General features: G+C 64.6%; 17 protein-coding genes and 4 tRNA genes. 18 read left to right on the top strand and 3 right to left on the bottom strand.

Annotated elements, in window-relative coordinates; genetic code table 11:
* Positions 1-146 precede the first annotated feature (146 nt).
* Positions 147-1,514: a cell envelope integrity protein CreD gene (gene creD, locus ACOOHP_RS14290; protein ID WP_420467154.1), complete on the top strand. Its 1,368-nt coding sequence runs from the start codon at positions 147-149 to the stop codon at positions 1,512-1,514.
* Positions 1,515-1,876: 362 nt separating this feature from the next.
* On the opposite strand, the gene ACOOHP_RS14285 is transcribed toward creD, so the two are convergent.
* Positions 1,877-2,050, bottom strand: a complete 174-nt coding sequence (locus ACOOHP_RS14285) for an oxidoreductase-like domain-containing protein (RefSeq protein WP_420467153.1) — start codon at positions 2,048-2,050, stop codon at positions 1,877-1,879.
* Between the two features lie 133 nt (positions 2,051-2,183).
* Between ACOOHP_RS14285 and ACOOHP_RS14280 the strand changes: the two genes are divergently transcribed.
* Positions 2,184-2,354, top strand: a complete 171-nt coding sequence (locus ACOOHP_RS14280; protein WP_420467152.1) for a hypothetical protein — start codon at positions 2,184-2,186, stop codon at positions 2,352-2,354.
* On the opposite strand, the gene fmt is transcribed toward ACOOHP_RS14280, so the two are convergent.
* On the bottom strand, positions 2,340-3,275 hold the full coding sequence (gene fmt / locus ACOOHP_RS14275) for a methionyl-tRNA formyltransferase (RefSeq protein WP_420467151.1): 936 nt from the start codon (positions 3,273-3,275) through the stop codon (positions 2,340-2,342). The genes ACOOHP_RS14280 and fmt overlap by 15 nt on opposite strands.
* On the bottom strand, positions 3,272-3,778 hold the full coding sequence (gene def, locus ACOOHP_RS14270) for a peptide deformylase (protein WP_420467150.1): 507 nt from the start codon (positions 3,776-3,778) through the stop codon (positions 3,272-3,274). Before def ends, fmt begins: the two co-directional genes overlap by 4 nt.
* A gap of 170 nt (positions 3,779-3,948) precedes the next feature.
* Here def and ACOOHP_RS14265 point away from each other — a divergent pair, with 170 nt between their 5' ends.
* The 16 genes from ACOOHP_RS14265 (at position 3,949) to rpoB (ending at position 19,265) form a co-directional block, all read left to right on the top strand.
* The gene (locus ACOOHP_RS14265) at positions 3,949-5,088 is read left to right on the top strand and encodes a LysM peptidoglycan-binding domain-containing protein (protein WP_420468718.1); all 1,140 of its coding nucleotides are present in this window, start codon (positions 3,949-3,951) and stop codon (positions 5,086-5,088) included.
* A gap of 19 nt (positions 5,089-5,107) precedes the next feature.
* Positions 5,108-6,223, top strand: a complete 1,116-nt coding sequence (gene dprA / locus ACOOHP_RS14260) for a DNA-processing protein DprA (protein WP_420467149.1) — start codon at positions 5,108-5,110, stop codon at positions 6,221-6,223.
* A gap of 95 nt (positions 6,224-6,318) precedes the next feature.
* On the top strand, positions 6,319-6,786 hold the full coding sequence (locus ACOOHP_RS14255; protein WP_420467148.1) for a DUF494 family protein: 468 nt from the start codon (positions 6,319-6,321) through the stop codon (positions 6,784-6,786).
* Between the two features lie 200 nt (positions 6,787-6,986).
* Positions 6,987-9,434, top strand: a complete 2,448-nt coding sequence (locus ACOOHP_RS14250; RefSeq protein WP_420467147.1) for a DNA topoisomerase I — start codon at positions 6,987-6,989, stop codon at positions 9,432-9,434.
* A gap of 54 nt (positions 9,435-9,488) precedes the next feature.
* Positions 9,489-9,574, top strand: a tRNA-Tyr gene (locus ACOOHP_RS14245).
* A 39-nt stretch (positions 9,575-9,613) separates the two neighbouring features.
* A tRNA-Gly gene (locus tag ACOOHP_RS14240) sits at positions 9,614-9,687 on the top strand.
* 39 nt (positions 9,688-9,726) lie between these two features.
* Positions 9,727-9,802 (top strand) — tRNA-Thr (locus ACOOHP_RS14235).
* A gap of 317 nt (positions 9,803-10,119) precedes the next feature.
* The gene (tuf, locus tag ACOOHP_RS14230) at positions 10,120-11,322 is read left to right on the top strand and encodes an elongation factor Tu (protein WP_420464846.1); all 1,203 of its coding nucleotides are present in this window, start codon (positions 10,120-10,122) and stop codon (positions 11,320-11,322) included.
* Between the two features lie 106 nt (positions 11,323-11,428).
* Positions 11,429-11,504, top strand: a tRNA-Trp gene (locus ACOOHP_RS14225).
* Positions 11,505-11,547: 43 nt separating this feature from the next.
* Entirely contained in the window at positions 11,548-11,928 is a 381-nt protein-coding gene (gene secE / locus ACOOHP_RS14220) for a preprotein translocase subunit SecE (RefSeq protein ID WP_420467146.1), read from the top strand.
* A 17-nt stretch (positions 11,929-11,945) separates the two neighbouring features.
* Positions 11,946-12,479 carry a transcription termination/antitermination protein NusG gene (nusG, locus tag ACOOHP_RS14215; protein WP_420467145.1) on the top strand — a complete coding sequence of 178 codons (534 nt, stop codon included), beginning with the start codon at positions 11,946-11,948 and terminating at the stop codon, positions 12,477-12,479.
* A 125-nt stretch (positions 12,480-12,604) separates the two neighbouring features.
* Complete coding sequence (gene rplK, locus ACOOHP_RS14210) at positions 12,605-13,039, top strand: 50S ribosomal protein L11 (RefSeq protein WP_420467144.1); 435 nt, start codon at positions 12,605-12,607, stop codon at positions 13,037-13,039.
* Positions 13,040-13,041: 2 nt separating this feature from the next.
* A complete protein-coding gene (gene rplA, locus ACOOHP_RS14205) occupies positions 13,042-13,734 on the top strand; it encodes a 50S ribosomal protein L1 (protein WP_420467143.1) in 693 nt (230 codons plus the stop codon).
* Positions 13,735-14,025: 291 nt separating this feature from the next.
* Complete coding sequence (gene rplJ / locus ACOOHP_RS14200) at positions 14,026-14,556, top strand: 50S ribosomal protein L10 (RefSeq protein WP_420467142.1); 531 nt, start codon at positions 14,026-14,028, stop codon at positions 14,554-14,556.
* 57 nt (positions 14,557-14,613) lie between these two features.
* Positions 14,614-14,994, top strand: coding sequence for a 50S ribosomal protein L7/L12 (gene rplL / locus ACOOHP_RS14195; RefSeq protein ID WP_420467141.1), 381 nt, complete (start codon positions 14,614-14,616; stop codon positions 14,992-14,994).
* Positions 14,995-15,188: 194 nt separating this feature from the next.
* Positions 15,189-19,265: a DNA-directed RNA polymerase subunit beta gene (rpoB, locus tag ACOOHP_RS14190; RefSeq protein ID WP_420467140.1), complete on the top strand. Its 4,077-nt coding sequence runs from the start codon at positions 15,189-15,191 to the stop codon at positions 19,263-19,265.
* The last annotated feature ends 61 nt before the right edge of the window (positions 19,266-19,326 follow it).

Raw genomic sequence — 19,326 nt, 5'->3', positions numbered from 1 at the left:
ACACTGGTCGCACTTGCACCAGAGCCCCTGTTCGCCATGAAAATCGCCGATCCCGTCCGTGCCGCAGCCTTGGGTCTACCGATCCTGTCGCTGGACAGGTCAATGGACCGGGCCGGGCCGATCGGCCCCGAGCTGTGAGCCCGCGCATGGCCGACATCCACGCAACCCGGTCGCGATTCGATCGTCTGCTCGGCGGTCCTGGCGCACGCCTGGCCGGCCTGGGCGCACTGGTACTGGTGTTGCTGATCCCGCTGGCGATGATCGAGGGCCAGGTGCAGGAACGCGGTCAGCGCCGCGACCAGGCCACGTTCGATGTCGCTTCGTCCTGGGGCCACGCGCAGATCGTGTCCGGTCCGCTGCTGCGTCTGCCGTATGTCGTGCGCTGGCAGGATCAGGAAGGGGAAGCGCGCAGCCGCCAGGGCTGGCTGGTGCTGACCCCGCAACGGCTGGAAGCGCAGGCGCAGCTCGACAGCCAGGTGCGGCGTCGCGGCATTTTCGAGATCCCGGTGTATCGCTCGACACTGAAGCTCAGCGGCCGCTTCGTGCTGCCCGATCCCGCCGGTCTGCCGGTGGGGTTGGCACAGGTGGACTTCGGCCGTGCGGAGTGGATGCTGGGGTTGTCGCAACCCGGCGCCTTGTCGGCCGACAGTCGTGTGCAGGTGGCGGATCAGGACCTGCGTCTGGAGCCGTCCGCTCTGTCGCTGGGGGCCCAAGGCGTCCACGGGCGCCTACCCGAAGGCGCTCCAGGGCTGCGATCCGGGCAGGCGCTGACGTTCCACGCTGAGCTTCAATTGCAGGGTTCCGGCAGCTTCCATCTGGCGCCGGTGGCGCGCGAGACGCTGCTGGACCTGCGCAGCGATTGGCCGCATCCGGCGTTTCGCGGCACCGGCTTGCCGCTGCGCAGCGACATTTCGGCGCAGGGCTTCGCCGCGCAGTGGTCGGTAGCGCATCTGGGGCGGGGGTTCGCGCCGGCCTGGCTGGACCAGGAGGTCACCCGCAAGCAGATCGACGCCGCCGCGTTCGGGGTGGAGCTGGCGGTGCCGGTGGACCCCTACCGCATGGCCGAACGCATTGCCAAGTACGGCGCCCTGGTGCTGCTGCTGAGTTTTGCCGCGATCTGGGCGATGGAAATGCTCGGCGGTGTGCCGCTGCACGCGGTGCAATACCTGCTGCTGGGCGCCTCGGTATGCTTGTTCGGTCTGCTGCAACTGGCCCTGGCCGAACACCTCGGCTTTGTCCCGGCCTTCGTGCTGGCGGCGGCAGCGGTGGTGACGCAGGCAGCGGGCTACGCCTGGATGGCCACTGGCAGCGCCCGGCGCGCAACGACGCTGGCGCTGGTGCTGTGCGGATGGTTCGCTTACCTCTACGTAGTGCTGCAGGCGCAGGACGTGGCGTTCCTGATGGGGGCCGTCGCCCTGTTCGCAGCCCTGACCGCGACCATGTGGGTCACGCGGCGCATGAATCGGTCCGCGCAAGCCGACACCTGGGACGTGGCCGACGCAACGGTGGAGTAGCGGTTGCCGTTCAGCCTCGCGGGCGCGACGCCGGTTGGCCTGGATAAGCGATTTGCCACGGATTTCACGGAGGACACGGATCGAAGCGGGCGGCTCGTGTGCAGCGATTCGATTCTGCGATCCCCTCTCCCGCAGGCGGGAGAGGCTGGGGGTGAGGGGCTTTCAGGGCGTGGGCTCACGTGACGACATGAGTCGCCCACGCTCGTGGCAGCCCCTCTTCCGCCCCTGCGGGGCACCTTCTCCCGCCTGCGGGAGAAGGGATCCGATGGCCCGACACGAACATCCTTGGATACGCTTGGATGATCGGTTCGATTGCGCTTTCTGCATGCTGATCGGACCGCTCCAACAGCCGCTTTTGCAGGTCAAGCGTCGCGCCCGGCCTGGTGCGCCTGTTCCAGTGCCTCCACCTCGGCCTGCCAGCGCATCAGTTCTTCCTGGTAGGTGTCGAGGACGCACACGGCGCAGCCGCCACCGCAGCAGTCGGGGCGTTCCGGCGGCGGCGGCAGTTGCGGGGACGGGTGGGGCTCTGGAGGCATCGGGAGCGGCAGGCCTTGGTAGTGCTACGGACCGGTTTTGCACCTCTTGTCGGCAATACGTCAACGCTCGGCCCCCGCGGCCGCTGCCCGCCACTGCCGGGTCTAGGATGCACGGTGTCGCGAGTTCGAACTTATGCCCATCCTTACTCGATTCATTCTTCGGTTTGCCGTGCTGCTGGTGCTGACCGTGGCGGTGCTGTCCAGCGTCAGCGTCAAGGCGTCGCGCGCGCCCGACACGCCTTCGCCGGCCGCTCAGGCCGCGGATTCGATGCCCCCGCAGTCGCCATCCTCACTGCAGCTCTAAGGTCGGCGGTGGCCTGCTGCCATAGGCTGACCATGGCGGCATCGCGCGACCGCCGGGGCGCTGCACTTCGCTGATGCGCAGCAGGCCGGCGCCGCTGGCCACGATCCAGCCGCGCTCGTCCGCGGCGACGATGTGACCCGGCAGGCAGCCGGGGGGCGGCGCAGCCGCCTCCAGTTGTGCCCTCAATACTTTCAGGCGTTCGCCGCCGCATTCGCACCATGCACCCGGTGCCGGGTTGTAGCCGTGCACGCGGCGCAGCAGCTCGGTTGCGTGCAGCGACCAGTCAAGCCGCGCCTCCAGCTTGCTCAATTTGGCGGCATAGGTGACGCCCTGAGCGGGCTGTGCCTGCGGCGACAACGTGCCGGCCTGCAGCCCCTGCAGCGCCTGCACGATCAGTTCGGCGCCGCAGGTCGACAGCCGGTCCTGTAACTCGCCAGCGGTGCTGTGCGACGGGATCGGCACCGCCCGTCGCAGCAGCATGGGGCCGGTGTCCAGGCCGGCGTCCATCTGCATGATGGTGACGCCAGTCTCCACGTCGCCGGCCAGGATGGCACGCTGCACCGGCGCCGCCCCGCGCCAGCGTGGCAGCAACGAGGCGTGGATGTTGAGACAGCCGAAGTCCGGAATGTCCAGCACCGCCTGCGGCAGGATCAGGCCGTACGCCACCACCACCATGCATTGCGGCCGCAACGCGGCGAGCTGGGCCAGGGCGGTGGGGTCACCGCGCAGTTTCTCCGGCTTGAACACCGACAGGCGCAGGCGCGCCGCGCATTCGGCGACCGCGGAAGGACTGAGCTTGCGGCCGCGCCCGGCGGGCCGGTCCGGCTGGGTGTAGACGCCGACGATGTCGTGACCGGCCGCGGCCAGAGCCTGCAGCGCCGGAACGGCGAATGCCGGCGTTCCGGCGAAGACCAGCCTCAAGCGGTCTGACGCTGCTTGCGCAGCTTCTTGTTGATGCGCTCTCGCTTGAGGCTGGACAGGTAGTCGATGTAGAGCTTGCCGTCGAGATGGTCGATCTCGTGCTGGATGGCCTGTGCCATCAGGCCTTCGGCCTGCACCTCGAAAGTCTGGCCGTGACGATCCAGCGCCCGCAGGTGCAAGCGGTTGTAGCGCGGCACTTTCTCGCTGGTATCGGGCACCGACAGGCAGCCTTCTTCCATGTCCTGGCGGTCGGCGCTCGAAAGGATGTCGGGATTGATGATGACCACCCGCTCCGGCGGTTCGTCCTTGGGCGCGCAGTCCATGACCGCGACCCGCAGCATCACGCCGACCTGGGTTGCCGCCAGGCCGACGCCGGGGGCGTCGTACATGGTTTCGAACAGGTCGTCGATGAGGGTCTGCAACCGGGCATCGAACACGGTCACCGGCGCCGCCTTCTGGCGGAGTCGCGGATCGGGGTGCTGGAGAATCGGAAGGAGCGCCATGGCAAGAGTTGCGAATCGACTGCTAGAGTTGAATCCAAGCCGGTGTCGCTGTTCGGCTTTGTGACAGAATCGGTCGGCAAACCAGGGGGAACGCCGTCATGCGAAATTATAGTCGGTCTGGTGGGGGGAATGATCGAGTCCCGGCTGCTTGGGCCGCCGCATTGGCGACGGTGCTGGTGTCCGGTTGTGCCAGCACCCGCGGCGTTTCCGAAACGACCTCTGCCGGTGAGGCGCCCTCGGTCTCCGGCCAGCCGGCCGACGACCCGACGCCGGCGGCTGCCGCGCCGCTGCAGACCTCCGCTGCCGCGCCCGGTTCGTTGTCCTCCGCCGGGCCGGCCACGCGCAGCGACGCCCCGCTGATCTACACGGTCAAGCCCGGCGACACGTTGTGGGGCATCGCAAACCGCTTCCTGCTGGACCCCTGGCAATGGCCCGAGGTGTGGTACGTCAACGACCAGATTGCTAATCCGCACCAGATTTATCCCGGCGATGTGCTCAAGCTGGTCTACGTAAACGGTCGGCCGCGCCTGCTGCGCGACAGCGATACAGCCTCGTTGGGCGTGGAGCGGCTGTCGCCGCAGGTGCGCGAACTGCCGCTGGACAGCGCCATACCGACGATTCCGCTGGAGGCAATCCGCAATTTTCTGCGCGGTCCGCGTCTGGTGACCAACGACGAGTTGAGCACCTCGCCGTACGTGCTGGCGTTTGCCGACGAACATCTCATCGGCGGGTCGGGGGTGCAGATATTCGTGCAGAACCTGCCGGAATCCAGCGCGTTCAATTACGCCGTGGTGCGACGCGGACAGATTTATCGCGACCCCGATAACGGCGATCTGCTCGGCTACGAGGCAATCCCGGTCGGCGAGGCCGAGGTGCGCGACTTCGGGGCGCCCAGTACCGCGGTGTTGTCGCGCACGTTCCGCGAAGCGCTGATCGGCGACCGCCTGCTGACCGCCGAGCCGGAAGCCTTCAGCGAGAATTTCTACCCGCGCGCGCCGGATGCTGACATCGACGGTCGCATCATCGCGGTCACCGACGGTGTCGCCCAGATCGGCCAGTACTACATCGTGGCGATGAACCGCGGCACCGACCACGGGCTGGAGCCCGGCCATGTGCTGGACATCCTGCAGGCCGGTCGCCGCGCGCCCGATCCCTACAGCATCCGCAGCATCGCGTTGCCCGAAACCTTCGCCGGCCAGCTGATCGTGTTCAAGGTCACCCCGCGGGTGAGTTACGGCCTGGTGATGTCGGTGACCGAGCCGGTACACGTGCTCGACAAGGTCGAAAAGCCCGTCGCCGGTCGTCGCTGAGTCCGGTGCCGCCGCCATCATGCCGCCGGAAGAACTGCGCGGCTGGCTGCGGCTGATCCGTAGCCCGGGGTTGGGAGCCAAGGCACTGCTGGCGCTGATCGAGCGGTTCGGCAGCGCGGCGGCGGCAGTGGACGCAGGGCGCGGGGGCTGGAAATCTTGCGGAGTCGGCGTCGAGAGCTGGGACGCGCAACAGGCCTTGGACGGCGAGCGCATCGAACGCGATCTGCAATGGTGCCTGCAGGAACGCTGCGGCCTGCTGACCTGCGCCGATGCGCGCTATCCGGCACGCCTGCGCGAAATCGCCCACTTCCCGCCGGCCCTGTTCTGGCGTGGCGATCCCGACCTGCTGGCACTGCCGCAACTGGCCGTGGTCGGCTCGCGCAACGCCACGCCGCAGGGCGTGGAAAGCGCCGACGGCTTCGCCGCCGAGCTGACCCGGCGCGGACTGGTGGTGACCAGCGGACTGGCGCTGGGCATCGATGCCGCCGCGCATCGCGGCGCGCTGCGCGCACAGGGATTGACCGTTGCCGTGTGCGCGACCGGGCTGGATCGCGTGTATCCGGCGGCACACCGCGAGTTGGCCCAGCAGATCGAGGGCAGCGGCCTGTTGATTTCCGAATTTCCACCCGGCACCTCGCCGCGGCCGGAGCATTTCCCGCGCCGCAATCGTCTGATCTCGGGCCTGTCGCTGGGCGTGTTGGTGGTCGAGGCGGCGCGCGAGTCCGGCTCGCTGATCACCGCGCGGCTGGCCGCCGAGCAGGGCCGCGAGGTGTTCGCGATTCCCGGTTCGATCCACAATGTCATGGCGCGTGGCTGTCACCAGCTGATCCGGCAGGGCGCCAAGCTGGTGGAGACGGTGGACGACATCCTGGAGGAGATCGGCGATCAGGTCGGCGCCTGGCTACGCGACGCCGTGCCCGTGCCGGCGAGGTCCGGATCGGCGCCGCACCGGTTGCAGGCCGTGCTCGATGCACTGGGCGACAAGCCCAGCGCGATCGACGAGCTGGTGGATCGGCTCGACATGGGCGTGGAAGACCTCAACGCAGCACTGCTGGAGCTGGAGCTGGAGGGGCTCGTGGCGAGCGCCGGCGGCGGTCGGGTCATGCGGCTGGGCAAGGCGCCTGCGCGACGTTGAGGCCGTCATCGAAACGACGTGGACAGCGGCTCTGTGGACCGTTAATGTCGAACGCGGACCGGCCGCACCGGTCCTGACGTCGACACGAGGCCCCCATGAAAGAGACCGTGCTGGACGTGCTGATGTACCTGTTCGAGAACTACCAGCACGGCGAGTTCTCCGATACCGGCAACCAGGCGACCCTGCGTGACGAACTGACCGCTGCCGGTTTTCCGGTGGACGAGGTCGACCATGCGTTCGCCTGGCTGGACGGCTTGTCCGATCAGCGCCAGCGGCCCCTGGTATTCGGGCCGGCCGGCGCGCTGCGCATCTATGCGCGCGAAGAGCAGGCGCGGTTGTCGTCGGAGTGCCGCGGCTTTCTGCTGTATCTCGAACAACTCGGCATCCTTGAAGGCACCGCACGCGAAGTCGTGATCGACCGTCTGATGGCGATCGAGGACGAGATCGACCTGGAGCGGGTGAAGTGGGTGTGCCTGCTGGTGCTGGTCAATCAGCCTGATGCCGAAGACGCCTTCGAGCATCTCGAAGACCTGGTCTACTACCAGGGCGATTACATGCACTGAAGGCGCACGGAAGGCGCGCGGACGGCTCCGGCCGTCCCGGCATCGGCGGCGCGCAGGCGGCAGTTGCAGGCGGCTTTGCCGCGCTTTGCGGTGGCGGCGACACGCAGGCCGAACACCCGGCCGCGCTGGACATCGACCGACACCACGCATATAAGCTTGCGCCCCGCTGGCCCTTTCGGCCGGCGCGAGATAGCGAGCGGATGAGCAAGAACCTGGTCATCGTCGAGTCGCCTGCCAAGGCCAAGACGATCAAGAAATACCTCGGTGCCGACTACGAAGTGCTGGCTTCGTACGGCCATGTGCGCGACCTCGTGCCCAAGGATGGCGCGGTGGATACGGCGCACGGCTTCGAGATGAAATACCAGTTGATCGAGAAGAACGAAAAGCACGTGCGAGCGATTGTCAGCGCGCTGAAGACGGCCGATAACCTGTTTCTGGCCACCGACCCCGATCGCGAGGGCGAAGCGATCTCCTGGCACCTGGTCCAACACCTCAAGGAAAAGGGCGCGCTCAAGAACAAGCCGGTCCGGCGCGTGGTGTTTCACGAGATCACCAAGAGCGCGGTCAACGAGGCCATTGCCAATCCGCGCGAAGTGGCCACCGATCTGGTCAACGCGCAGCAGGCCCGACGCGCGCTGGACTATCTGGTGGGCTTCAACCTGTCGCCGCTGCTATGGCGCAAGGTTTCGCCGGGTCTGTCGGCCGGCCGCGTGCAAAGTCCCGCGCTGCGTCTGATCTGCGAACGCGAAGAAGAGATCAAGAAATTCGTCGCCCAGGAATACTGGACGATCGAAGCGCGCGCGCAGAAAGAATCGCAGGGCTTCGCGGCACGCCTGATCGAGCTCGACGGCGCCAAGCTGGAACAGTTCACGCTGACCGATGCCGGCGGCTCCGAGGCGGCGCGCGCGCGCATCCTGGACGCCGCGCGCGGCGAGCTGATGGTCAAGAGCGTGGACAAGAAGCAGCGTCGCCGCTTTCCGTCGCCGCCGTTCACCACCTCGACCCTGCAGCAGGAAGCCAACCGCAAGCTTGGCTTCACGTCCAGCCGCACCATGCGCGCTGCGCAGCAGTTGTACGAAGGCGTGGACATCGGCGGCGAAACGGTCGGTCTGATCTCTTACATGCGTACCGACTCGGTGAGCCTGGCCAACGAGGCGGTCAACGAGATCCGTCACGTCATCGGCCAGCAGTTCGGGGCCAAGGGGTTGCCGGATGCCCCGCGGTACTACAAGGCCAAGTCGAAGAACGCCCAGGAGGCGCACGAAGCGGTGCGCCCGACCTCGGCGGCGCGTCTGCCGCAGCAGATGGCCCGGTTCCTGTCGCCCGATCAGGCGCGGCTGTACGAACTGATCTGGAAACGTGCCATCGCCTGTCAGATGGTGCCGGCGGTGTTCGACACGGTGGCGGTGGAGCTGCGCGCCGGCCAGCCGCATGCGTTCCGCGCCAATGGCTCGGTACTGGTGGACGCGGGCTTTCTGGCCGCCTACAACATCAAGGCCGACGATCCGGCCGACAAGGACGAGGAGGACGAGGACGACAAGCGCCTGCCGCCCCTGGCCGAGGGCGATCGGGTCAAGCTGCTTGAGTTGAGCGCCGACCAGCATTTCACCGAGCCGCCGCCGCGCTACACCGAAGCCAGTCTGGTCAAGACGCTGGAGGAGTACGACATCGGCCGGCCCTCGACCTATGCCTCCATCATCTCCACGCTGCAGGGCCGCGAGTACGTGCGCCTGGAGGGCAAGACGTTCATTCCTACCGATGTCGGCATGATCGTCAATCGCTTCCTGACCGATCATTTCGCCCGCTACGTCGACTACGACTTCACGGCCAATCTTGAAGGCGAGCTGGACGAGATCTCGCGCGGCGAGCGCGACTGGGTGCCGGTGCTGGAGTCGTTCTGGGGCGACTTCAAGAAGCGCGTGGACGAAAAGCAGGAACTGTCGCGCAAGGAGTCGGTGGCGGACGCCCGCGTGATCGGGACCGACCCGGTATCGGGCAAGCCGGTCACCGCACGGCTGGGACGCTATGGTCCGTTCGTGCAGATCGGCACCAAGGACGACGAGGACAAGCCCCGCTTCGCCAGCCTGCGTGCCAACCAGCGCATCGACACCATCACGCTGGAGCAGGCGATGGACCTGTTCAAGCTGCCGCGCAAGCTGGGCGCGTTGCCCAACGGCGACGAGGTTGAAGTCAATATCGGCCGCTTCGGGCCTTACGTGCGCCACGGCAAGAGCTTCGTATCGCTGAAGAAGGACGACGATCCGTTCACCGTGGAGCTGCCGCGAGCGATCGAGCTGATCGAGCAGAAGGCCGCTGCGCTGGCGGCTGCCACCATCAAGGATTTCCCCGGCACCGGCATCCGCATCATCAAGGGCCGCTTCGGCGCTTACATCACCGACGGTGAGCGCCGTGCCAACATTCCGCGCACGCGCGAGCCCGAGTCCCTGTCGGCACTGGACTGCGAATTTTTCCTGAACGAGGCAGCGCAAAAGCCGAAGACCGGGGCGAAGGGCAAGGCCGGCAAGGCGGCTGCAAAAGACAAGAAAGCCACCAAGACGGTGGCCAAGAAGGCGACCGGCAAGGCGGCGAAGAAGGCCACAGCCAAGTCGACCCGCAAGCCGACATCGAAAAAGAAGCCTGAAGCTTGACGCAAGGAGAGTGCGTCCCGAGAATACGCGGCCGTTTTGCGGGTTGCTCGCGCGGGAGGGATACTCAAGCGGCCAACGAGGGCAGACTGTAAATCTGCTGACTAACGTCTACGAAGGTTCGAATCCTTCTCCCTCCACCAGCGAACTCGGATGCAGGCAGGTGCGCGGTTAGCGGCGAAGCGGGTGTAGTTCAATGGTAGAACTTCAGCCTTCCAAGCTGATAGCGTGGGTTCGATTCCCATCACCCGCTCCAGTTTCCAGGTGGTGCGTAAAGAAGCAGCAAGGCAGCATCGCCCTCATAGCTCTAGTGGTAGAGCGCACCCTTGGTAAGGGTGAGGTCATCAGTTCGAATCTGATTGAGGGCACCAATTTTGACTTGAGAGGCATGGTTCGGAATCAGATTCGAACTGATGACCTCCCAAGGTCAGAGTCATCTGATGGTTGGCCGCAGGCCGAACATTGGTTCGAAACTGATTGAGGGCACCATTTTGTTGGGTGTTAGGCGTTAGGACGCTTGCTACACAAGCTTTGGCGGCAGCGGATGCGCTGGGCCGCCGTTGCTGTTCCTAACGCCTGATCGCTGACAGCTTGACACAAGGCGTAGGGCGGCCCGTGGCCGCCGCTACCCACGGTTTGATTGCAGTCGGCGGGTACGGCCCGCCCTACATCCGAAAGGTAGAGAGAGATGGCCAAGGAAAAATTCGAGCGCATCAAGCCGCACGTGAACGTGGGGACCATTGGGCATGTGGATCACGGCAAGACCACCACTACGGCGGCGCTGACCAAGATTTCGTCCGACAAGTACGGCAAGACCAAGTACGTGGCGTATGACGAGGTGGCCAAGGCCTCCGAAAGCCAAGGTCGTCGCGACAGCACCAAGATCCTGACCATTGCCACCAGTCACGTCGAATACGAGACCGACTCTCGTCACTACGCCCACGTCGACTGCCCGGGCCATGCCGACTACGTCAAGAACATGATCACCGGCGCTGCCCAGATGGACGGTGCCATTCTGGTCGTGTCGGCGGTCGACGGCCCCATGCCGCAGACCCGCGAACACGTCCTGCTGGCCAAGCAGGTCAACGTGCCCAAGATCGTCGTGTGGCTCAACAAGTGCGACCTGGTCGAAGACGAAGAACTGCTCGACCTGGTCGAGATGGAAGTGCGCGACCTGCTCAGCAAGTACGGCTTTCCGGGCGACGACACCCCCGTCATCCGTGGCTCTGCCACCAAGGCCATTGCCGGCGAAGCCGACTGGGTCAAGAAAGTCGAAGAGCTCTATACCGCCCTCGACACCTTCATCCCCGAACCCGCTCGCGAGACCGACAAGCCCTTCCTGCTGCCCGTCGAAGACGTCTTCTCCATCTCCGGTCGCGGTACCGTGGCCACTGGCCGTATCGAGCGCGGCATCATCAAGGTGGGCGAATCCGTCGAGATTGTCGGCATTCGCCCCACCGCGGTGAGCACCATCACCGGCGTCGAGATGTTTCGCAAGCTGCTCGACCAGGGTCAGGCTGGCGACAACGTCGGACTGCTGCTGCGCGGCACCAAGAAGGAAGACATCGAGCGCGGCCAGGTGCTGTGCAAGCCGGGCTCCATCACCCCGCACACCAAGTTCGAGGGCGAGGTGTACGTTCTGACCAAGGAAGAAGGCGGCCGTCACACCCCGTTCTTCAAGGGCTACCGGCCGCAGTTCTATTTTCGCACCACCGATGTCACCGGCAATGTGCAGCTGCAGGAAGGCACCGAGATGGTGATGCCGGGCGACAACGTCAAGGTCACGGTGGAACTGATCAACCCGATTGCGATGGAAGAGCAGGTTCGCTTTGCGATCCGCGAAGGCGGCCGCACCGTCGGCGCCGGCGTGGTCACCAAGATCCTGGCGTAACGTTCCAATCCCCGCCGCGAGCTTGATCGCGGCGGGGATTGAATGTAGGCACCTGGGCGCGTACAATCCGCGCCCCTTTTGTTGCACGTGGTCCGGCATCAACGCTAGGGGCGTAGCTCAACTGGTAGAGCGTCGGTCTCCAAAACCGAAGGTTGGGGGTTCGAAACCCTCCGCCCCTGCCATTCGAGCAAGCCCAGCGGTCCGAGCGACGTGCGGTTGGTATCGATGGAATCCCAGACAGAAGCTTCATCAGCGCCGCGCTACGACTCCCTGTTGCTTGCGGCAGCGGCCCTGCTGCTGGTCGGTGCCATGGGGGCTTTCTATTACTTTGCCAACGACATCAACGCGCTGGTCAGGACACTGCTGCTGATCGCGGCGATCGGCGTTTCCCTGGCGCTGGCGTATCAGACCCAGTTCGGGCGCACCATCTGGTCGTACATCTCCGGCGCACGCACCGAGTTGCGCAAAGTGGTGTGGCCTAGCAAGCAGGAATCGGTGCAGGCGACCCTGATGATTGCGGTGGTCGTGCTGATTACCGCCCTGCTGTTGTGGGGGCTGGACTCGCTGCTGCTGTGGGGCGTCAAGTTGCTGACCGGCCGGGGCTAAAGGGGCCCAATAACGCTATGAGCATGCGCTGGTACGTGGTTCACGCCTATTCGCAGTACGAAAACAGCGTCAAGAAGGCGCTGGTCGAGCGCATCAATCGCGCGGGGCTGCAGGAGCAGTTCGGCGACATCCTGGTTCCCACCGAGGAGGTTGTGGAAATCAAGGATGGCGTCAAGCGCATGACCGAGCGCAAGTTCTTTCCCGGCTACGTGCTGGTGAACATGGAGATGAACGAGGACACCTGGCATCTGGTCAAGTCCACGCCCAAGGTGCTCGGTTTCATCGGCGGCACGCCGGACAAGCCGGCGCCCATCTCCGAGAAAGAGGCGAACTCGATTCTCAACCGTGTCGAAGAAGCGGTGGAGAAGCCCAAGCCGAAGACGCTGTACGAGCCGGGCGAAGGGGTGCGGGTGGTCGACGGACCGTTTGCGGACTTCTCCGGCGTGGTCGAAGAAGTCAATTACGAAAAGAGCCGCCTGCGAGTGGCGGTGCTTATTTTCGGTCGGTCGACACCGGTCGAGTTGGAATTCAGCCAGGTCGAAAAGGGCTGAAAAGCTTGGGAATGGAGAATCGGGAATCGTAGAAGCACGCGGCTTTTGACGATTCCCGATTCCCGATTCTCGTTACACCCACCGGGGAGCCCTAAACAGGCGTTCGCACCCACCAGGAGTTTTGAATGGCCAAGAAAGTACAGGGCTACGTCAAGCTGCAGATTCCAGCTGGCAAAGCCAATCCCTCACCGCCCATCGGACCCGCATTGGGCCAGCAGGGCGTGAACATCATGGGTTTCTGCAAGGACTTCAACGCAGCCACCCAGAAGCTGGAGCCCGGCATGCCGATTCCCGTGGTCATCACGGTGTATTCGGACAAGAGCTTCACCTACATCATGAAGACGCCGCCGGCGACTTACTTGATCAAGAAGGCGGTGGGCATCGAGGCCGGCTCCAAGACGCCGCACACGGTCAAGGTCGGCAAGATCAAGCGTGCGCAGCTCGAGGAGATCGCCAAGATCAAGATGGCGGACCTCAATGCGGCTGACATGGACACTGCGGTGCGCATCATCGCCGGCAGTGCCCGCTCGATGGGCGTCGACGTGGAAGGGGTGAAGTAATCATGAAACTCACCAAACGACAGAAGCTGTTCGCGTCCAAGGTCACTCAGGGCAAGGTGTACCCGCTGGCCGAGGCGCTGGACCTAGTCACCGCCTGCTCCACCGCCAAGTTCAAGGAGTCGGTGGACATGGCTGTGAATCTGGGTGTCGACGCCAAGAAATCCGACCAGAACGTACGTGGTTCCACCGTGCTGCCGCACGGCAACGGCAAGACCGTGAAAGTCGCGGTCTTCACCCAGGGCGCCAAGGCCGAGGAAGCCAAGGCCGCCGGCGCCGATGCCGTGGGCATGGACGATCTGGCCGCCCGCATGAAGGCGGGCGAGCTGGATTATCAGGTGGTCATCGCCAGCCCCGATGCCATGCGCGTGGTCGGCCAGTTGGGCCAGGTGCTGGGCCCGCGCGGCCTGATGCCCAACCCCAAGACCGGCACCGTGACCGCCGACGTCGCTGGTGCGGTCAAGAACGCCAAGTCAGGTATGGCCAAGTTCCGCACCGACAAGGGCGGCATCGTGCACTGCTCGATCGGCGCCGCCAGCTTCGACAAGGACAAGATCCTGGAGAACCTGGCAGCGGTCGTCCGTGACCTGCGCAAGCAGAAGCCGGCGTCGAGCAAGGGCGTCTTCATCAAGAAGGTCACCCTGTCCACCACCATGGGTCCCGGCGTACGGGTGGATGTCGGCACGCTGCCAGAGTAATTCGAGGACGGGGCCGAAAGGCCCCGGTTGAAAGTAATTCGAAATGTGTGGCGCAAGCCACATCGTCGAAGACCGTAAGTGTCCCAAGCTCGTCAAGGGACCTAAAGGCGCAAGCCGCTTACGCAGACGGTGTCACCGGAAGCAGGACGTAGCAGCAACGCCGATGGCAGCACCGTGAAGTGAATCCGGTTCAGGCGGATTTTTGCGAAGCATGTTCGATTTGCTTGCTTCGTAAGGGTCCCGCCGCAGACCGGGTTTCGTTCGTGAACCGTAGCACCAGGAGCAGTTCCGATGGCACTTAGATTGGAAGACAAGAAGGCCCTGGTTGCGGAAGTCAACGAAGTCGCTACCAAGGCGCTCTCGGCGGTTGCCGCCGAGTATCGCGGTCTGACCGCCGGCAAGTTCGATGTATTGCGTCAGAAGGCCCGTGCCAACGGGATCTACCTGCACGTGATCAAGAACACGCTGGTGAAGCGGGCCGTGGAAGGCACGGAATTCGAGTGCCTGACGCCGGCCCTGACCGGCCCGCTGTTGCTGGGATTCTCGCTAGAGGATCCGGGTGCGGTGGGGCGCGTCATCAAGGACTTCGCCAAGGACAACGAAGCGCTGGTGGTCAAGGCAGTCGCGGTCGGCGGGACGCTGTACGGTCCCAGGGACATCGAACGCCTGGCCTCCCTGCCGACCAAGGAGCAGGCTCTGTCCATGCTCCTGGGCGTCATGCAGGCACCGGTCGCCAAGTTCGTTCGTACGCTTGCCGAACCCACCGCCCAGTTCGTGCGCACGGTCCAGGCCGTCGCCGACAAGCAAAAAGAAGCAGCGTAATCCGCATCCCGCATCCAGGCTTCAACACCACACATTCAACGTTTCAGGAGTCACACCATGTCGCTCAGCAATCAGGAAATTCTTGACGCGATCGCCGCCAAGTCCGTCATGGACATCGTCGAGCTGGTCAAGATGATGGAAGAGAAGTTCGGCGTTTCCGCCGCCGCCCCCGTCGCCATGGCCGCCGGTCCGGCTGCCGGTCCGGCTGCGGCCGCCGCCGAAGAGCAGACCGAGTTCACGGTCGTGCTGTCGTCGTTCGGCGAGAAGAAGGTCGAGGTCATCAAGGTGGTGCGCGAGCTCACCGGCCTGGGCCTGAAGGAGGCCAAGGATCTGGTCGAAGGCGCGCCCAAGGAAGTCAAGGACGGCGTGTCCAAGGCCGATGCCGATGCCATGAAGGCCAAGCTGGAAGGTGCCGGCGCCAAGGTCGAGATCAAGTAAATCTTGACGCGCGCGGTCCCAGTTGTCGTCAGGCCGTCCGGGGGGCTCTCTCCCCGGACGGCTTGGCTGTTGCCGTCGAGTCGTTAGCCCTCAGCGCTTTGCAAGCAGGACAGCCGCGGTGCTGTTCCCGACCGCCAAGCGCTTACGCATACCGACTTGTATTGCCCATTGCCGTAACCCGAGGTGCCGTCGAAATGACGTATTCGTTCACCGAAAAAAAGCGCATCCGCAAGGATTTCAGCAAGCTGCCTGAAACGCGCGAAATCCCCTTCCTGCTCGCTACGCAGCTCGATTCCTACCGCGAGTTTCTGCAGGCCGAACTACCCCAGGCCAAGCGCCGCGAAAACGGCCTGCAGGCGGCGTTCAAATCCGTGTTTCCGATGGTGTCGTACAACGGCGCCGCTGCGCTGGAGTTCGTCAAGTACCGTCTCGACGAGCCGGTGTTCGAGGAGGTCGAGTGCCGTGTGCGCGGCCTCACCTATGCCGCCCCGCTCAAGGTCACCGTACGCCTGGTGATCTTCGACCGCGAGTCCAAGGAGAAGAAGGTCAAGGACGTGCGCGAGCAGGAGGTCTATCTCGGCGAGATCCCGCTGATGACCGACCATGGCACCTTCATCATCAACGGCACCGAGCGTGTTGTGGTGAGTCAGCTGCACCGCTCGCCGGGCGTGTTCTTCGACCACGACAAGGGCAAGACGCACAGCTCGGGCAAGCTGCTCTACAGCGCACGCATCATTCCTTATCGCGGCTCCTGGCTGGATTTCGAGTTCGATCCCAAGGACAACGTGTTCGTGCGTATCGACCGTCGCCGCAAGTTGCCGGCGACCATCCTGCTGCGCGCGCTCGGGTACGACAACCAGCAGATGCTGGAGATGTTCCACGAGATCAACGGATTCCAGTTGCAGACCGAAGGGGCGCTGCTGGAGCTGGTGCCCGAACGCCTGCGCGGCGAAAAAGCCCAGTTCGATATCAAGGCCGGGTCCAAGCTGATTGTCGAAGCGGGCCGCCCCATCACCGCACGTCACATCAAGCAGATTCGCGAAGCGGGCATCCAGTCGCTGGAAGTGCCGGACAGCTACATCGTCGGCCGCATCCTGGCGCGCGATCTGATCGTGCAGGACACCGGCGAGGTGCTGGCGCCTGCAAACACCGAGATCAAGGAAGTCGATCTGCCCAAGTTCCGCGCCGCGGGCATCACCGAACTGCCGACCTTGTACGTCAACGACGTCGACAAGGGCCCGTACATCTCCACCACCCTGAACATCGACCCCACGCGTACGCGACTGGAAGCGCTGGTCGAGATCTATCGCATGATGCGCCCGGGCGAGCCGCCCACCAAGGACGCCGCGGAAACGCTGTTCGCCGGCCTGTTCTTCGCGCCGGAGAAGTACGACCTGTCAGGCGTCGGCCGCATGAAGTTCAACCGCCGTTTGCGCCGTGACGAGATCACCGGACCCGGCGTGCTGGACAACGCCGACATCGTCGCCGTGCTCAAGCAGATCATCGCCATCCGCAACGGCGAGGATCAGACCGACGACATCGATCACCTCGGCAACCGTCGCATCCGCGCGGTGGGCGAAATGGCCGAAAACGTGTTCCGTACCGGTCTGGTCCGGGTGGAGCGCGCGGTGCGCGAGCGCCTGGCGCTGGCTGAAGCCGAGAACCTCACGCCGCAGGACCTGATCAACGCCAAGCCGGTGGGTGCCGCGATCAAGGAATTCTTCGGGTCCAGCCAGCTGTCGCAATTCATGGATCAGAACAACCCGCTGTCTGAAGTCACCCACAAGCGGCGCGTGTCGGCCCTCGGGCCGGGCGGTCTGACCCGCGAGCGTGCCGGCTTCGAAGTGCGCGACGTGCATCCGACGCACTACGGCCGCGTCTGCCCTATCGAGACGCCGGAAGGCCCGAACATCGGTCTGATCAACTCGCTGGCCTGCTACGCCCGCACCAACGATTACGGTTTTCTCGAAACGCCTTATCGCAAGGTCATCGACGGCGTGGTGACGGCGGAGATCGAGTATCTGTCGGCCATCGAAGAAGGCCGCTACGTCATTGCCCAGGCCAACTCGGAGCTGGACGCCAAGAACCGCTTCAAGAGCGATCTGGTTTCGGCGCGTTTCCAGAACGAATTTGCGATGATGACGCCCGACCGCATCCAGTACATGGACGTGTCGCCGCGCCAGATCGTGTCGGTGGCCGCGGCGCTGATCCCGTTCCTGGAACACGACGACGCCAACCGCGCGCTGATGGGTTCCAACATGCAGCGTCAGGCGGTGCCGACCCTGCGCACCGAGAAGCCTCTGGTCGGCACCGGCATCGAGCGCCGCGTGGCGATCGACTCCGGCAACGCCATCACCGCGCGTCGCGGCGGCGTGGTCGACAAGTGCGATGCCTCGCGTGTCGTGGTCCGCGTCAACGACGACGAAACCGTCGCCGGTGAAGCGGGCGTCGACATCTACAACCTCGTGAAGTACACGCGCTCGAATCAGAACACCTGCATCAACCAGAAGCCGCTGGTGCAGCCGGGCGACAAGGTGGCGCGCGGCGACGTGCTGGCCGACGGCCCCTCGACCGATCTCGGCGAGCTGGCCCTGGGTCAGAACATGCTGATCGCGTTCATGCCCTGGAACGGCTACAACTTCGAGGACTCGATCCTGATCTCGGAGCGCGTGGTCGAAGAAGACCGCTTCACCACGGTCCACATCGAGGAACTCACCTGCGTCGCACGCGAAACCAAGCTGGGTCCCGAAGAGATCACCGCGGATATCCCGAACGTTAACGAGACCGCGCTGCGCAAGCTCGACGAGAGCGGCATCGTGTTCATCGGCGCCGAGGTCAAGGCCGGCGACCTTCTGTCGGGCAAGGTCACACCCAAGGGCGAGACCCAGCTCACGCCTGAGGAAAAGCTGTTGCGTGCGATCTTCGGCGAGAAGGCCAGCGACGTGAAAGATACCTCGCTGCGCGTACCGGCCGGCATGGACGGCACGGTCATCGACGTGCGCGTCTTCACCCGCGAAGGCGTGAAGAAGGACAAGCGCGCGCTGGCCATCGAAGAGTCCGAACTGGCCGCGGTGCGCAAGGATCTCAACGACCAGCAGCGCATCTTCGAAGACGACATCTATTCCCGACTCAACAAGCTGCTGCTGGGCAAGGCTGCCGACGGCGGTCCCAACAAGCTCAAGAAGGGGTCCAGGCTCGATGCCGAGTATCTGGATTCGGTGGAGCGCGACAAGTGGTTCGAGATTCGCCTGCAGGACGAGGACGCACAGAGCCAGCTGGAGGCGGCCGCCAAGCAGCTCAAGGATCAGCGCGCCTACTTCGATCAGCGCTTCGAGTCCAAGCGTCGCAAGATCACCGCCGGTGACGAGCTGTCGCCGGGCGTGCTGAAGATGGTCAAGGTGTATCTGGCGGTGAAGCGCCGCATCCAGCCGGGCGACAAGATGGCCGGCCGCCACGGCAACAAGGGTGTGATTTCGCAGATCGTGCCGGTGGAAGACATGCCGCACATGGAAGACGGCACCCCCGTCGACATCGTGCTCAACCCGCTGGGCGTGCCCTCGCGCATGAACATCGGGCAGCTGCTCGAAGTGCATCTGGGCTGGGCCGCCAAGGGCATCGGCAACAAGATCGACGAGATGCTCAAGCAACAGAAAGCGGTGGGCGAGCTGCGCAAGTTCCTGGACAAGATCTACGTCGGCAAGAGCACCAAGAAGGAAACCCTGTCGGAGCTCAACGACGCTGAGATTGTCTCGCTGGCGCGTAATCTCACCTCCGGCCTGCCGGTGGCGACGCCGGTGTTCGACGGCGCGGCCGAAGAAGAGATCAAGGATCTGCTGGAGCTGGCGGGTCTGCCGCGTTCCGGTCAGGCGCAATTGATCGACGGACGCACCGGCGATCCGTTCTCGCGCCCGGTCACCGTGGGCTACATGTACATGCTCAAGCTCAACCATCTGGTCGACGACAAGATGCACGCGCGCTCCACCGGACCCTACTCGCTGGTCACTCAGCAGCCGCTGGGTGGCAAGGCGCAGTTCGGCGGCCAGCGCTTCGGCGAAATGGAAGTGTGGGCGCTGGAAGCCTACGGCGCGGCCTACACCCTGCAGGAGATGCTGACGGTGAAGTCCGACGACACCAATGGCCGTACCCGCATGTACAAATCCATCGTCGACGGCGACCACCGCATGACCGCCGGGATGCCGGAGTCGTTCAACGTGCTGGTCAAGGAAATTCGCTCGATCGGACTGAATATCGAGCTTGAGCAGAATCCCTGACCGTAGACCGTAGGGCGGGTTAGGCGCGCAGCGCCGTACCCGCCAGCCGCCGGACAAAACG

It is taken from the genome of Panacagrimonas sp. (genome assembly GCF_965216805.1).
In the GTDB taxonomy this organism is placed as follows: domain Bacteria; phylum Pseudomonadota; class Gammaproteobacteria; order Nevskiales; family Nevskiaceae; genus Panacagrimonas.
Note: the sequence above shows the minus strand (reverse complement) of the source record. Positions and strands in the feature narration are given on the sequence as shown.

Coding starts and splice junctions, on each gene's coding strand:
- ACOOHP_RS14280 (WP_420467152.1), top strand. CDS start 2,184: ATGCCCATCCTTACTCGATTCATTCTTCGGTTTGCCGTGCTGCTGGTG.
- creD (WP_420467154.1), top strand. CDS start 147: ATGGCCGACATCCACGCAACCCGGTCGCGATTCGATCGTCTGCTCGGC.
- dprA (WP_420467149.1), top strand. CDS start 5,108: ATGCCGCCGGAAGAACTGCGCGGCTGGCTGCGGCTGATCCGTAGCCCG.
- rplL (WP_420467141.1), top strand. CDS start 14,614: ATGTCGCTCAGCAATCAGGAAATTCTTGACGCGATCGCCGCCAAGTCC.
- rplK (WP_420467144.1), top strand. CDS start 12,605: ATGGCCAAGAAAGTACAGGGCTACGTCAAGCTGCAGATTCCAGCTGGC.
- tuf (WP_420464846.1), top strand. CDS start 10,120: ATGGCCAAGGAAAAATTCGAGCGCATCAAGCCGCACGTGAACGTGGGG.
- rpoB (WP_420467140.1), top strand. CDS start 15,189: ATGACGTATTCGTTCACCGAAAAAAAGCGCATCCGCAAGGATTTCAGC.
- ACOOHP_RS14285 (WP_420467153.1), bottom strand. CDS start 2,050: ATGCCTCCAGAGCCCCACCCGTCCCCGCAACTGCCGCCGCCGCCGGAA.
- secE (WP_420467146.1), top strand. CDS start 11,548: ATGGAATCCCAGACAGAAGCTTCATCAGCGCCGCGCTACGACTCCCTG.
- rplA (WP_420467143.1), top strand. CDS start 13,042: ATGAAACTCACCAAACGACAGAAGCTGTTCGCGTCCAAGGTCACTCAG.
- ACOOHP_RS14255 (WP_420467148.1), top strand. CDS start 6,319: ATGAAAGAGACCGTGCTGGACGTGCTGATGTACCTGTTCGAGAACTAC.
- nusG (WP_420467145.1), top strand. CDS start 11,946: ATGAGCATGCGCTGGTACGTGGTTCACGCCTATTCGCAGTACGAAAAC.
- rplJ (WP_420467142.1), top strand. CDS start 14,026: ATGGCACTTAGATTGGAAGACAAGAAGGCCCTGGTTGCGGAAGTCAAC.
- ACOOHP_RS14250 (WP_420467147.1), top strand. CDS start 6,987: ATGAGCAAGAACCTGGTCATCGTCGAGTCGCCTGCCAAGGCCAAGACG.
- def (WP_420467150.1), bottom strand. CDS start 3,778: ATGGCGCTCCTTCCGATTCTCCAGCACCCCGATCCGCGACTCCGCCAG.